This window comes from Chitinivibrionales bacterium (assembly GCA_035516255.1).
Taxonomy (GTDB): domain Bacteria; phylum Fibrobacterota; class Chitinivibrionia; order Chitinivibrionales; family FEN-1185; genus FEN-1185.
Genome location: DATJAL010000054.1, coordinates 14,996 through 29,112 on the forward strand (window position 1 = coordinate 14,996; position 14,117 = coordinate 29,112).

The window sequence follows — 14,117 nt, forward strand, 5'->3', positions numbered from 1 at the left end:
AAATTCAAAAATCATGCCCAAGAGAAAGATAAAAAAGGTTTTCCGACAAAATCGAAAGTTCGGGATCGAGCTTGTTGCGCAGCAGCCTGCCCCATGAAAAACGGATGGGCCCCAACGGGGTATCGTAGGCGACTCCTATGCCGATTCCTAACGGCGCCTGGTCAAGGAACTCCGACCCGATTTTCTGCAGTCCGCTCCATCTCAAACTATCAAGTTTCCAGCGATCTTTCCAAGGCCATGCATAACCCCAATCCAACGAGCACGATAAGTACAGGCTCTGTTGGAGCTTCAGCCGGTAATCCCCATGCAACAGGAGCGCGATATCGCCCGGCATCGCGCGCGGCCGTAGTCCGAAAAAGGGAATATAATTGTAAACGCCTATTTCCTTGTATTTTTCTTCGGGCCCCGCTCCCCCTAGGTACACTTTTTCAACGTCAGGCATCGAATCGGTGGCCCACACAAACTGCAACTGGGGTGAAAATGTATGGATTTTTCCAATCGTGTAATACTGGCTGAAATGCCCGTCTATTTTAAAAAAACCTGCTGTTCCGCCGATGACATCATGCGCCCCGCCGATAGTAATATAGTGTTTTTGTCCTTTTTCGGGAAAGGGAAATCTGTCGAGGTCGTCGCCGCTGAGACGCAGCATCAGGTACTCCATGCCGCCTTTGAATGCGCCGAAAGGATCCTTGAATGCCATTGACTGATATACGGCGAATCGCTCAAACCTGATGCCGCCTTCGAGCATGAAAAACTTTCCCAACTGCACCCCGGCGATCCCCATGACGCCCAGTTTCTGCAGCGTCTGCTCCTCGAGTTTCACATGGGTGAGTATTGAGTCAAGCGAATCCGCGTATTCCGAGCGGGTCACTACGCGCTCGCGGGCGAGATATCCCTGGACTTGCACCATGTTCGCGATGGCGGAGGAGAAAATGTGGTTTTCGAGGAGTTCAAACGCATATTTCTCCCTCATCGAACCGTATTGCAGGTGCAGCGATGTGGAGATGCCGAGCCCGAAAAGGTTTTCGTAGGCCGGCTGGACATAGCCTTCGAGCAGATTGTATTCGTCAAACCGGAGGCCGACGCGGGCGCGCCAGTAATCCTGCTCCGTGAGCACGATCTCGACCATTCCGCCGGTGTCCGCGGTGATATTGACATTTTTAAACAAACCGGTGGAATACAATCCCGACATGGCCCTGCTGATTTTCTGCGGGGTGAGTGTGTCGCCGGCATTCATGCCGAGCGAGGTCTGGATGACGAATAAATTGGTGACGTTGTTTCCAGTGACGGAAAATCCTTTAACGATACCGGGTGCGAGCGTCACGACGGTGCTGGAATCCTTGCGCGCGATGGAACGGATCCGGTCAAAGGGACGGCCTTGCGCTGCAAGGACCGTGTACACCTTTTTTTTGAATTCAGCAACGGGAACAGCTGCCGTGCCGACGAATGCCTTTTTAAGGGAGGCGGCGACCGGAGCGATGGCATAAAGAAAAGTGAACGGGCCGGAAACGGAATCACTTCTGTTGCACGGCGCCGGAATGCCCGCAGAATCGGCGGACGCCGCCTGTATTTTTTCAAGCGCGGGAATGGATGCCGCGTAACCGCGCGACACGATGGTGTCCGCTTTGGAAAAATCGGTGTTGAGGATCCCGGAAAGGTCGGGCGTGATGAGCGTCGCGGCGAGCTTTTTTTCCGCCGCTTTCTGCTTGGCAAGCCCGATGTTCACGACCTGGTCGACGAGCCGCGCCGGATTGGAAAGGGACTGCTTGTCCCACAGCGGAGAAGTGACGTCAACGGCGATCACATAGGAGCCGGGAAACTCGTCGAGCCCGACCGACACCGGGATGTTCGACATGAGCCCGCCGTCCATGAGTAGCATGGTGTCAACATTGACAGGAGAGAATATGAGCGGAAACCCGCACGATGCGCGGATGGCGGCGGTGAGGTTGCCCTTCGAAAAGACCACCATGCGGCCGGTAACGATGTCGGTGGAAACGATCCGCAACGGGATGGGGAGGCTGTCAAAATCGGCGCCGAACCGGTGCTGAACTGCCGCGAGCTTCGGCGCAAGCACGGTGTAAAACACCTGGCCCTCGGAGATTGAATGGGGGAGAAGCAGATTGAGATTTTTATCGAAGCGGACCTCGAACAGGTAGTTTCCCGTCTCGCTCTTGCGGCTCATCAGCATTTCTTTGCGCGGCGGCTCGTTCGAAAAAATATCTCCCCAGTCCACCGATTTTGCGAACCGCGCGATGCTGTCGGCGCTGTATCCCGCTGCATAGAGGCAGCCGATGATCGCGCCGATGCTGGTCCCGACGATGAGATCCGGTTTTATGCCCGTCTTTTCGAGCGCCTTGAGCGTGCCGATCTGCGCAAGGCCGCGCGCCCCGCCGCCGCTGAGAACGAGAATGACGCATTGCTTCGGGGAACATCTGGCGGGTCCCGAAAGCAGGCACAGGATGCAGAGAGCCAGTGCCGATAGAAGTTGTATGGTATGCTGCTGGCGCGCGGCCGTCACTTCAGGACTCCTGAATAAATTCCCCAGTCGTTCGTGATGGTTTTGCTTTGACGAAGCGTCGCTCTGTCCCTGAGGGCGATTATTGAAAAGTTTTTCTTGATGATCGTATCAAGAAACCAATCATCCGTCGAATGGAGCAAGAAGACGCTTGAACCCGCCGCGGGCCTGCGCTGCGGCCACAGTGAATACTGGTTGTCCCGTGAATTCGTGTTGAGGGCGAACATTTTGGGATGGTCGGGAAGATAAAAGCCGAAAACCGAAGCTTCCTGGTAGCGCTGCGTGCAAAGGGGCGATGCGCGGTGCGGATCGATCCGCTCCCGAATTCCGTCAATGTCAATTGCCAGCTCCTTCCAGCCGCGCACCTGCGCCGATGGATCATTCTGCGGCGGAAGAGGAAGAAAGGGTATTTGAAAATGGGCGAGTATGGTAGCGGCCGCGACGGCGGCGATCGCCGCGGAGGCAATGGCAAAACGCCGTATGCTTTTGTTTTTTGCCGGATCGAGATTCTCCCAGAAGAGCGAAACAAGAATAATGCCGCTCACATAGGCGCAGGCGGTCCAGTTGGCCTCGACTTTCTTCTGCAGGCTCGCGATGAGGAAAAAGCCGAAAGGAACAATGCAGAAAGAAACAAGGTAGACTATTTTCCCTTGTAAAGTGCTGGCTTTCAGGAAAAACCACAGCGCCCAGGCCAGAAGGACAAACGGAAAAATCGACAGGACGCCGAGCTGGCCCGCAATGAAATCACCGAGCGTATCCAAATGCAGTGCAATGTGCTTATTCAAACCGTGTGACGTTTGGAACATGACAGCCTGCCATCCATGCTGCTGGTTCCAAATCAGGTTGGGAAGAAAAACAATGAGCGCAATGCAGGCCGCGGCATAGGGCTGCCATCGGCCGAACCAGGCGCGGTGGTCGCGGGAAACGGCCAGAAAAATGAAAAGTGAGATCGGAAAAAGGATGAAGGTGTATTTGGAAAGAAGGCCGAGCCCGGCGGCGATCCCGAGAATGATCCATGAGATGGACGATGGCTCAAAGACGGCCTTATATCCAAAGAACAGCGACAGGGACCAGAACAGCACGAGCGGTATGTCGGGCGTGGCGAGAAGCGACCCGACGCAAAACAAAACAACACTGTTGGAAATAACGATCCATAGGAGGAGAGATGAGGTTTTAACGACATACTTTTTAGCAAGAAGGTATGAAACCACCGATGCGAGAGATCCGCAGGCAATGACGGCAGACCGTACGCCGGGCAGTGTTTCGCCGAAGACCTTGCGTGATAGGAAAATGAGCCAGGCGATCATGGGGGGATGGTCATAATAGCCCCACGAAAGGTCACGCGACCAGTCCCAGTAATAGGCCTCGTCCGGCACAATGGGAAGAAATGCGGCGTAGATCAGCCGGAAAAGAAACACCGCGGCGAGCAGCGAATATGCCAACAGGTCCGTCTTGCGGAATTGGCCATGAAAGACAGCATTTATGCCGGCGTTTTCTTCCAAGAAGCTGCTGGAATGGGGATCCATTGTAACTCTTTTTCATAAAATACAACGTGGCGGAATAATATGCCTTTTGTTAAAGGTCTGTTTTTGATATTTTAATACTTTGATCAGCAGGAATTAGTGGTAGATATGATAGATGAGTGATGTCACTCCCGCGAAGGCGGGAGTCCAGTTTACGATTAAATGGAATTTATATCAGGATTGGGTTTGATTGATATTTATTATGCCCTTTAACATCCGGCGGCCAGAAAATCTGTTTCAAGGCTTAAATAGATCATCATGTTTCGGTTACACTCTATTTTCTTTTTACCGTTTCTTTTCATCTTCGGATTTTACTCCATGGTCTTTCCGATAACCCTCCGTACCAGCGTGCTTCCGCGCGATGTCCATGAGGCGTCGCTCATGCTCAAATCAGGAGCGCTTGACTCCTTGGAATGGAGCATGCTGCAACCCTATTATGTCCAGCCGATCGAGGTGCCGGCCGGCGAACTTACATATCTCAACGACTTGCTTGACAACCGCCTGCAGGACCTGCCGGTTTCTGGCGAGCAGCTTGCCCGCTATGAGCCTTGGAAACCGGAAGACATTGCGAAGTTTTTTTCAGATTATCCGCAGCTTAAAAAATACGAGCCCATTCTTTCGTTTTCCCATGCCGGGATGCGGCGGATGTCGGATGCCGGCGTGGCCGTTTCCACCGATGAATCGTGGAACACGACGGCGCTGACGCGTTTTTCGTTAAAACCGCATCAGGGGATTTCTTTGCAGGGAACGGCCGGCCTCGGCGACACGGCGCTGCTGTGGAAGCGGCGGACGCTTTCCGCGGCGTTTCCCGGAATAGCCTCTTTTGAAATTGGAAATTTCCAGCAGATAAAAGACGGTGGATTGTTTTACGGCTATTTTCCAAATGATAATCCACCGACTGCGACGCTTTCCAACTGGCAATACGGCATGACCGGCACATGGAACGGGCTGAGCGCAAAAACCGATTGCTGGAAACATGTCGAGGTTTCCGCGTTTTTCCATGACCGCTTGACGGAACAGGCCTACGGCGTTTTCTGCGAAGCAAAACCGAATGACGTGCTTCGCGCGAAGGCGGGAATATCCAGTCTGGCTTCCGCGCCGCAGGACAGCACCGCACCGGCCAGAGATTATTTTGTCCATGGCGGCGTTTCCATGAATAAAAACGGCTACGGCATTCAGATCAATACCGGATTGGAGCACAGCCGCCCCCTGGCGCTGCCGTTCAGCGCGGAATTCACCACGAAGAGCTCGGGCGCGGAAGTAAAGCTCTTTACGGCGAGAATCCCCGGTCCGCTCACCCTGAACCGCAGCAGGATCGCGTTTGACTGCAAGGACGAACTTGACGCGAAAGACAGCTCCGGCTCCGACATCAGCCTGATCGACTGCAGCACCGGATTCAAGGTCTCGAACGCGCTTGCTGCAACCATGGACCTGTCGTCGGTGCTGCAAGGCGGCAACGCGGCGCTCAGCGCGACGGCGGGCGCTTCGGGCAAACTGTTCTTCGATTACCGGGTGTTGTATACGTATCGCATGTCAACTGCAACATCGGTGGAATCTCACGCGGCGCTTGTTTCGATAGACCGCAATTTTTCGTCCCGCGTGAAAGCAGGGCTTTCGATACGGACCTATTCCTCAAGCACGGGATTTCAGAGCGCTTTTTCGCGGATGGTGACCGAGTTTGATCTCCTGCCCGGTTTGAGCCTGGGGCCGTATGCGACATTGTTCGGGACAACGACGCACGAGTGGGATGCTTCTCTTGGCGTCAAGCAGGAACTTCGCTTGTTTGAAAAAACATGGTGCGAATGGGATCTCGCATCGTCAACCGATGAACAACATCAACGGAAATGGGATATGAATGCACGGGCGTATTTTTGTTTTTAGCGCATGCAGTTTGTTTTTGATGATGGCGGCATCGTGCGTACGGCAGCAGGGCGCGCGGGAACGGTTTGCGTTCACGGTCGTCGATGTCGGCGAGGGGCTTGCGCAGATCGGAAAAACGGGCGTGGATGCGATTGCCTGGGACATGGGCGACACCGGAGCCGCAACCGAGTGGAACAGGGTCTACAATGAACTCGGCAGACCGCATTTGGACGCCATTGCCATTTCTCACTCGCACAGCGACCACATGGGCGGATTGAACAGGCTTGGAGATTCGGTAGCTTTTTCCGGCCTCATCATTACCAGCATATTCGAAGACACCGGGCTGATTCGACAAAACTGCGGACCGTGGCAGGGGAGAATATCCTTCAGAACCATAGCGGAGGGCGACACCATCGGCGGATTGAACGGCGTTTCAGTGGAATGCCTGTGGCCGCCGCGCGACCTCGCCGTGAGCGTGCCGGTGATTGACGATGACAAGAACCGGTACAGCCTGTGTTTTATGGTCAGGTACGGGGCAAATGCGGTGCTCATCACCTCGGACATCGACACGTTTGCCGAACAAGAACTGGCTGCTCGCTACGGCTTTTCGCTCGGGTCGGATGTCATCGTAGTGCCGCATCACGGCTCTTCAAGCTCGGTTGACCCTGTTTTCTACGGATATGTCAACCCGTCGGCGGCCGTGATTTCCTGCGGGATAGACAATCCGTACGGGCACCCTGCTCAAAACGTTCTTGACCTGCTTTTCCAGATGCATGTGCAACTGTTCGAAACCGCGATAAAGGGTACGGTTTCCGCCGTGGCCAACGGATACTATTTTGCGGTTTCTCCGCAGAGCATAACCCCGTAATCATATAAAAAAAGGCATCTGCCGGCTTTCCGCCGGCAAATGCCTTGACCCACATTTCTTCACAGTAATGTTTACTGCAACGAAATTCTTTATCAGCTAAGCGTGAGAATGCAAAAGTGTTGAAAAATCCGGCGGGATTACCACGCGCGGCGAACGCCACCTTTGTTGTCTCTGTAGCCACCGCCACCGCCGCGGCGTTCCGTACGCGGACGCGCCTCGTTTACGGTGAGGGGACGGCCTTTGAATTCCTTGCTGTTAAGGGCTGCGATGGCAGCCTGGGCTTCGGCGTCCGTGGGCATTTCGACAAATGCAAAACCTCTCGGCCTTCCGGTGAATTTGTCTTCGATGACCGACACCGTCGCAACCTGGCCGTGCGCCTCGAACAACTGGCGTACATCAGCCTCGGTTGCCTCGAACGACAAATTACCAACGTAAATGTTCATACAAAACACCTCTCTAGAAACTGTTGAATTGATAAGAGCCACTCGGCTCGCTGGCATGATTGCCTGGAAGCAATATAACATTTCCAAGTGGTAAAATCCAAAAGAATAAAGAAAAAAATATCGGCTAAGGGTAATGAACCCCGGTGGGACTGATGGGGTGGGGATTAATGTGACGTGGATTAGGTGTGGGGTAGTGCGGGGAGGAATAAAGATGATAGTCGGAAGACGAACCTGAATTCGTCATTCTGGTCTGACGCTTTTGTTTGCCGCTGCATTGTTCTATAGAAAAAAAACCAGAAAATGGAGCTATTCAAACCAAGATCATTTGACGCTTCAGTCCAAATATCTGTCAGCGTATCACTTATAATTAATCCCTGTAAAAAGGCTACTCTTTATTTCCGCGTCAACCCGTCAACGCGTTTACTTTTTCTCTGGCCCGCGCCGCCTGCTTCAACCCCTCGACATACAGTTTAACCATCTTCACTTTTCCATTGCTGTGCAATTAACCATCCACCGTATGCCGAACCTGTCCGTGCATGCGCCGTAATACGCGCCCCAGAACATGGTCTGCAGTTCCATGGTCACCTCTTGCCGCCTTTGGACAGCGCCTCGAAAATCCTTTTTGTCACTGCCCGTGTGCCCAGGTCAAGCGAAAGGTGAATGTTGTTGCCGGTTTTCAAGGGTAAGCCCATTGATCCCGACGCATCAGTGCCCATCAGTACATAGCCGCCGGGCAGGGAAAGTTCTGTGTTGAACGACGAGGTTCCTGTCCTTTTCGTCAAGGTGCGGCATGCCCTTGCTCCTCTGCACCTCCCCGAACCGCATTATTTTCCGTTGAATTCTCCGCCGAAAACGGCTTTGTAGAAGTTAAATGCACTTTCGGTATTTCGGGGGAAATTAAGGTAGGTGCTGGCTTTTGCCATTGGGAATCTCCTTTTGATTTATCTTTTCAACCTTTCGACTATTCAACTTTTCAACAATACCGCAAAGCAAGGCTCGAACTTCAACAAATTAATTTGTTATTGCAAACTTTTGTGTCACCATAGATTGGCCGCTTTTACACCTCACAAGATAAATTCCTCTTTTCAAAGGCTTTGAAATCAGGCTTGTCGTAGAGGAATTGTTCTGTTGCGAAATTGCTAGTTCTTGTACGAGACGGCCGCGAAAGTCGAAAATGGAAACGGCAGTTGATGTGTTAGGGACGTCCCGAAAAATGACCAGGACCTGACGGGACCTTATGGGACGGATAAGAAGTGACGGCGCTTGACGATATTTCGTTGATGGCGACGCGGAAGAAAAGACACCTTCTATCCGGTAATTATCTATTCCCGCAAGCCTGTTAATCCTGAAAGAACCGTCAGTTTGAGGCGCAAGCGTTATTTCCTGAGAATTTCCATTTGTAAACACTCTCATCCCGGCCAGCGGCCACGGCAACTTGCCCGGATTAACGTCAACAAAACTCTGGCTCCCGATAAAAGCCAGATGGACCCACGCGCTGTCCTTTCTCAAAAACACCGCGCCTGCTGATTTGACGCCGCCCGCCTCGGTGGAAGCGCCGTAGCCGTTCACGAAAAGACGGTCGGAAAGCTTTGCGCACGCGATTGTACCCGAACCTGTCGACAGGCGGTACACTTCCTGGCTGCCGTCGGTGGCGTAAAATCCCCGTGATGCGAGTGTCGTTGGGCCCAGCGCGTAGGTTTTCGCGGAGTCGAAATTGACCGTAACGGTCCAGCCGTCATCAAATGCCGTCTGCTGGACCATTGCATCCGGCGTTATAAAACTGTGGCCGGTCATCCTGGCAAACCCGACGCTCCTGGTAACTGCCGACACGAGGTTGTAACTTGTCAAGAAACGTTCGAAGTTGGCCTTCCAATAGCCTGTATCGGGCGGCATGAACAGCGGCATGGAGGCATAAAGAATGTTGAACAGGTCCTTCGCATCCCAGAACGCGGGCACGCGGGACACGCCGTCGCCGGTGTACCAGGTGGGGACATGCACGTCGTGATAGATGAGGCCGTGCAGCGGCACGCGGATGGCCGGGTTCACGTCGTAATGGACAAAATCGGAATCCGGAGAAGCGGGAGTCATCCAGTCGTAGCCCGCGTTCGTCGCGGGGCAGGGACTCATGGTCCCTTCGCCGTAATCGACGAACGGGAAAGCAAAGTCGCGGGCCTGCTCGCCGCCGAGCACGAGATTGAATGTCGTGCGCAGCGTGTCGAACAGCTTTTCGCGCGCAAGAGCGTCGGTGTACCGGTTGACGGGATGCGTCTGCGACCAGCATTCCTCAAGGCCCATGGCGAGTTCAACGTCGATGAACCGGCAGTTGAGGTGCTTGGTCGCGCGCTCGGCGGCGATGCGTGGAATGGCATACTTGCAGTGTGAGGCAGCGCACACCTCCTGCGCCTGGAGTGTGCCCCCGCCGCTGAGGTAGGCGAGCCAGCCGTTCATGTAAGAGCCGTCTTCATTGACTATTGCGTCTGTATTGTATCCATCGGATTGGTAACCGGCGTTGCCCGGTGGATAGGCGTCGCAGTAGCAGTCGTATTCGCTGGTAAGGAAGCCGAGCGAGTTCAGCGTGTCTGTTACCGCGTTTGAGAAATTGCCGGAGAAGATTGCCTGGTCCATGCCTTTGTCAATGAGGTTCCGGAAGAAGTCCGCCGTGGGGAGCCAGAACCCTTTGCCAAGAATCCAGAAATCAACAGCGCCTTTCATGCGGTTGATATTTGGCACAACCGATGCCTTCTGGGCGAACGTTCGAGCGTACCCGAGCTTTTCCACGTGAGATCGGTACCAGGTGCACATCGCTGCATATCCGCCGGTATCGATGAGGGTGTAATAAAGTGTTCTGTCCTTGGAAAACAGATGTTTCGCCGCCTCCAGGGTGATGTGCGGCGCGTTTGCGGTTGTCCCCGCGGCAGGTGTGAAACTCACGCGCGTGAACCACGGGTCGTCGGAAGTGATCATGTAGCCGGAGGTCTTGTCCGTCACGCCGGTAAAACACAGGTCGCTCTGCCAGTCGTGCATGCCGATCCAGTAATACCTGCTCATGTACCCGGGCGCGCCCTGCGCCGGGCAGATGACGCCCGTTCCCTTCGGGATTATGAGGAAGTCGGTGGCCTGCGCGGCGATGGGACCGGGAAAATCCAGGTCGCTTGACATGGGGGAAGCAGCGGTACCGGAGAGCCTGATACCAAGGGCCGGTCCCTCAAGCCACATCGAAATTGCAACGGGCCAGTTGTCCGGCAGATACGTGCAATGAAACACCAGCGAATCGGGAAACGAATCGACACTTGAGGTCTGAAAAACGCCCACACCGGAGGCCGCATACGTTCTGGAGGTGGCGGTGCTCTGCAGGGTCAGATCGAATGAGATTGGATTGATGATGACCTTGATGTTCGCATTCTGTAAAACATACGGCCGCGCGTAACCGGCCGGAACGCTGTCGACCAGCGTCAGTGAGAAATCGTCGGCATAGAGGCCGCAGGTGTCGTTTCCCATGAGCCGCGGCCGTATGGTGGCGATGTGCGTCGGGATAAGAAACCGTGTGCTGTATTGCGTAAATCCTGTGGAAAGGGTGCATTGCTTTGCCGCGTACGACCAATCCACGGCGTTGTTCATGGAATCATAAAGAACAACGCTGATCTCGGCGGATGCGCCGGAAGGCAGCGTGTCGGTGCGTATCCAGGCGCTGTATTCGTAAAGCTGGCCCGGTTTCACCGTGACCACGGCTGAAGGGCTCACGCTCCAGTCCAGGGTTCCCCAGTGCTTGACCTGCGCGGCCTTTGCCCCGCTGTGAACGGGCGCGGCCACTACTATGAGCGAGCCGGCGCCAGCATCGCGAGACCAGAACGTGTTCCAACCGGTCAAATCGTTTTCAAATCCCGGGTTGGTGATGAGGTTCTGGGAAAAAGCGCCGCAAAAGGCGGTAAGGCAAATGACAAATATTCCGATGAAAAGATTCATAAGGCCTCCACGGTAAAATAGCCACAGAGACGCAAAGTAACGGATGGCTAAAATAAAATAATAAAAAATTTTCGATCAATAAGCTGTAATAAAAAAACAGCCGCGGAAGAAATTCCGCGGCTGTTGAAATCGACGGGAAGAATACCGAGGTTAATCTGTCAATCCGAACCCGTAAGCGAAACGTCCGGTCTGGCCGTCGCCGGAGTTGATGGGCTCCTGCGCAAGGTTCATGGGCCATGTGACCGGCAATTTGCCGCTGAATTTGACATCGCCGAACAGAACATCGGAGATGCCCGCGCCCTCGGTGCCGGGCAGGCCCGACCAGATGAATGCATCGCAGTTGTCAATTACCGACGTGATGTCGAGCACCCTGCCGGCAATGAGCATCCCGATCACCTTCTTGCCGGCCGTATGGGCCGCGGCGATCTCAGTGATCACGGCCTGGTTCGAGCCGGTGGCATCGTCGCCCGTGAGGTTGATGGCGCCGAACGACGTCTCGGCGTACGGGTTCTCGCTGAGCACCGCGAGGATATAGTCGGAGGTGCCCACCGCTCCCGGGCTTGCCACATAGCTCACGTTGGCATCCACCGCCTGGCATGCGGTCTTGATCGACGTGCCGCCGCCGCCCGGAATGGGTCCCTGCTGTCCCTGCCAACTCACCGTCCATCCGCCGCACTGAATTCCTATATTGTCTCCGGCGGTGCCCCAGATTGCCAGGTTGGCAGTCTTGGCCATGGGCAGGACATTGTTTGTATTTTTAAGGAGCACCTGTGAGGCCGCGACGCACTGCCGCGCCACCGTCCGGTGTGCTGCGCTTCCGACAAGAGCGGTAAGAGCGCGGTTCGTTGTGTACTGCCTCGAGTCGAACAGGTTCATCCAATATTTTACACGGAGCACACGTTTCACCGCGTCATCCAACCTTGCCTGGTTAGCGGCATAAATACCGTTGAGCGATCCGATAATTCCAGTGCTGGCCTCGGGCGCCATCTCCACGTCGAGCCCAGCCTGCTCGCTGGTACCTAGAGTGGCCGCGTCCCAGTCGCCCACAATGAATCCCTGGAAACCAATTGAATCAGACTTCAGGTAACCGGTCATAAGCGTTTTATTAATATGCATTGGCGTGCCGTCGCACCATTTAGAAAACGAAGGCATGATGGTTGCCACACCGGTTTTGACCGCGGATGCGTAACCCGGCAGGTTGATGGCCCGCGCCGTTGCATCGGGCCCCACTGTCGTCCCTGCGTTCACGCCGTTAGCCGTGTTGCCGTCGCCCGCGAAATGCTTGCAGCACATGGCATACGTCAAGGGATTGGACAGGTCGGTGAGCTGCCCGCCCAGCACAGCGTGTCTGGCCATGATCTGGGTGCGTTCCGGAGTTTCGCAGAAGCCTTCATACGCGCGTCCCCAGCGGTCGTCGCGGATGACGGCGATGCAAGGTCCATATCCCCAGTTGCAGCCCGATCCGCGAACTTCAAGCGCGCACACACGAAAGGCCTTCTGGATCAGGAGCGTGTCCTGGATTGCGCCCATCGCAAGGTTGTGCGGGAGCATGGTCGCGCCCGGGACAGCGCTCGCGCCGTGAACAAAGTCGTATGCGGCAAGGACCGGTATCTTCAGGGAGCCGTTCATCATCGCGGTCTGAACGGCGTCTACGCCATTCGCGCACGCCGAAGCGCTTGACCCCAGCAGCGCGCCGCCGCCGCCGAATAAACTTCCGCAATTGTTGTTTACAATGGTATTCACATCTTGCGTCGGCGGCATGCAGAGCTGGGCGCATTTCTGAGTCTGGCTCAGCGCTGCAAGCTTGGTATTGACTTCTCCTTCGATGTCAACGGTGGTTAATGTCTGGTCGCCGATATTGAGGCCGTAGGAGACAATAGGTATGTAAACAGGGGTGTAGCCGGTTCTTCCAATTCGAACCGTATCAGCGTTCGCGAGTTTCTTTGCCATGACCACCGGTTCGCTCGACGAAGAAAGGACAACAGTATATCCATTGTTCTTTGCACCGGTATTGAGCATTTTTTGACAGGTCACGTTGTTGCCAGCCCTGATTTTGAGCAAATACATCGATTTGGCGAGTTTTGTTGAAAGCGGTTCCAAGAAATAAGTTCCCTTGTCAAGTTTGCCATTGACTGTTTCGATTTTTTTTCCTGCCATATCATAAACTTCGATGGTGACAGGGCCGTTCGCGAACATGGTGACTTTCGGATTTTGTCCAAGAGGTTGTTTGACACCTACATTGATGCCGAAAGTGCCGTCTGCGCGCGAGAAATCCCACGACAGACTTCTGGCAGCACTGGTGTAGGTGACGGTGGCGCCTTGAAAGGGGTTTCCACCAACTAAAACGCGACCTGTTGTCTCGAAATCACCGCTCTGTCCGAATACAACGACGTATGCCAAAAGCACCGCCGATACGACGGAAGCAAACCTTACAAAGGTTCTCATGATCCGATCCTCCTTGTTTTTTTGGGATTTTTCAGTGAAGGGAAGCGTGGAAAAGTAATTAAGTCAATGAGGCGCATTTTTTTTTCGACATCGGGAAAAAGAGATATTTTGCCCCCCTCCAACAATAATATAAACATTTCTTCAACGAAATGTTTGAAAAATATTCTTCTTTTTTTAACTTATTAATGGGTCAGAATATAGATGACATTTTTGATGGAAACCGATATCGCTCGTGGTGAGCTTGTTGAACCATGAGCGTTCACCCTTCGAAAAGTTCAAGGCGAATGGTTGCCATCTATTAAATGACCGGATTAATAATTGGCGATCAATTATTTAGTTATTTGATGAAAAATCTGTAAAACCAATGCCCGGGGCCGGAATCGAACCGGCACAGCCGTTGCCAGCCAAAGGATTTTAAGTCCTTTGTGTCTACCTGTTCCACCACCCGGGCTTGGAATAAATATAGTTGATTCGATTATTTGCGAATAGCGGTTCGTTGT

General features: G+C 54.0%; 8 protein-coding genes and 1 tRNA gene. 2 read left to right on the plus strand and 7 right to left on the minus strand.

The genetic code is table 11. The features are described from left to right. Positions 1 to 4: 4 nt before the first annotated feature. Both VLX68_16870 and VLX68_16875 read right to left on the minus strand, forming a co-directional pair. A complete protein-coding gene (locus VLX68_16870; protein HUI93919.1) occupies positions 5 to 2,518 on the minus strand; it encodes a patatin-like phospholipase family protein in 2,514 nt (837 codons plus the stop codon). Beyond that, the gene (locus VLX68_16875; GenBank protein HUI93920.1) at positions 2,515 to 4,041 is read right to left on the minus strand and encodes a glycosyltransferase family 39 protein; all 1,527 of its coding nucleotides are present in this window, start codon (positions 4,039 to 4,041) and stop codon (positions 2,515 to 2,517) included. Before VLX68_16875 ends, VLX68_16870 begins: the two co-directional genes overlap by 4 nt. A gap of 255 nt (positions 4,042 to 4,296) precedes the next feature. Here VLX68_16875 and VLX68_16880 point away from each other — a divergent pair, with 255 nt between their 5' ends. Both VLX68_16880 and VLX68_16885 read left to right on the plus strand, forming a co-directional pair. Then, positions 4,297 to 5,919 carry a hypothetical protein gene (locus VLX68_16880; protein HUI93921.1) on the plus strand — a complete coding sequence of 541 codons (1,623 nt, stop codon included), beginning with the start codon at positions 4,297 to 4,299 and terminating at the stop codon, positions 5,917 to 5,919. Between the two features lie 19 nt (positions 5,920 to 5,938). Then, complete coding sequence (locus VLX68_16885; GenBank protein ID HUI93922.1) at positions 5,939 to 6,766, plus strand: MBL fold metallo-hydrolase; 828 nt, start codon at positions 5,939 to 5,941, stop codon at positions 6,764 to 6,766. Between the two features lie 137 nt (positions 6,767 to 6,903). Here the strand turns inward: VLX68_16885 and VLX68_16890 are convergent, their stop codons facing one another. The 5 genes from VLX68_16890 to VLX68_16910 all read right to left on the minus strand — a co-directional run bounded on the left by VLX68_16890 (position 6,904) and on the right by VLX68_16910 (position 14,068). Next, positions 6,904 to 7,209, minus strand: a complete 306-nt coding sequence (locus VLX68_16890; GenBank protein HUI93923.1) for an RNA-binding protein — start codon at positions 7,207 to 7,209, stop codon at positions 6,904 to 6,906. Positions 7,210 to 7,790: 581 nt separating this feature from the next. Then, positions 7,791 to 7,991 (minus strand): hypothetical protein, encoded by a 201-nt coding sequence (locus VLX68_16895; GenBank protein ID HUI93924.1) that lies wholly within the window; start codon positions 7,989 to 7,991, stop codon positions 7,791 to 7,793. 229 nt (positions 7,992 to 8,220) lie between these two features. Then, positions 8,221 to 11,172, minus strand: a complete 2,952-nt coding sequence (locus tag VLX68_16900; GenBank protein HUI93925.1) for a glycoside hydrolase — start codon at positions 11,170 to 11,172, stop codon at positions 8,221 to 8,223. 150 nt (positions 11,173 to 11,322) lie between these two features. Then, positions 11,323 to 13,617, minus strand: a complete 2,295-nt coding sequence (locus VLX68_16905; protein ID HUI93926.1) for a glycoside hydrolase family 3 N-terminal domain-containing protein — start codon at positions 13,615 to 13,617, stop codon at positions 11,323 to 11,325. 365 nt (positions 13,618 to 13,982) lie between these two features. After that, a tRNA-Leu gene (locus tag VLX68_16910) sits at positions 13,983 to 14,068 on the minus strand. Positions 14,069 to 14,117 lie beyond the last annotated feature (49 nt).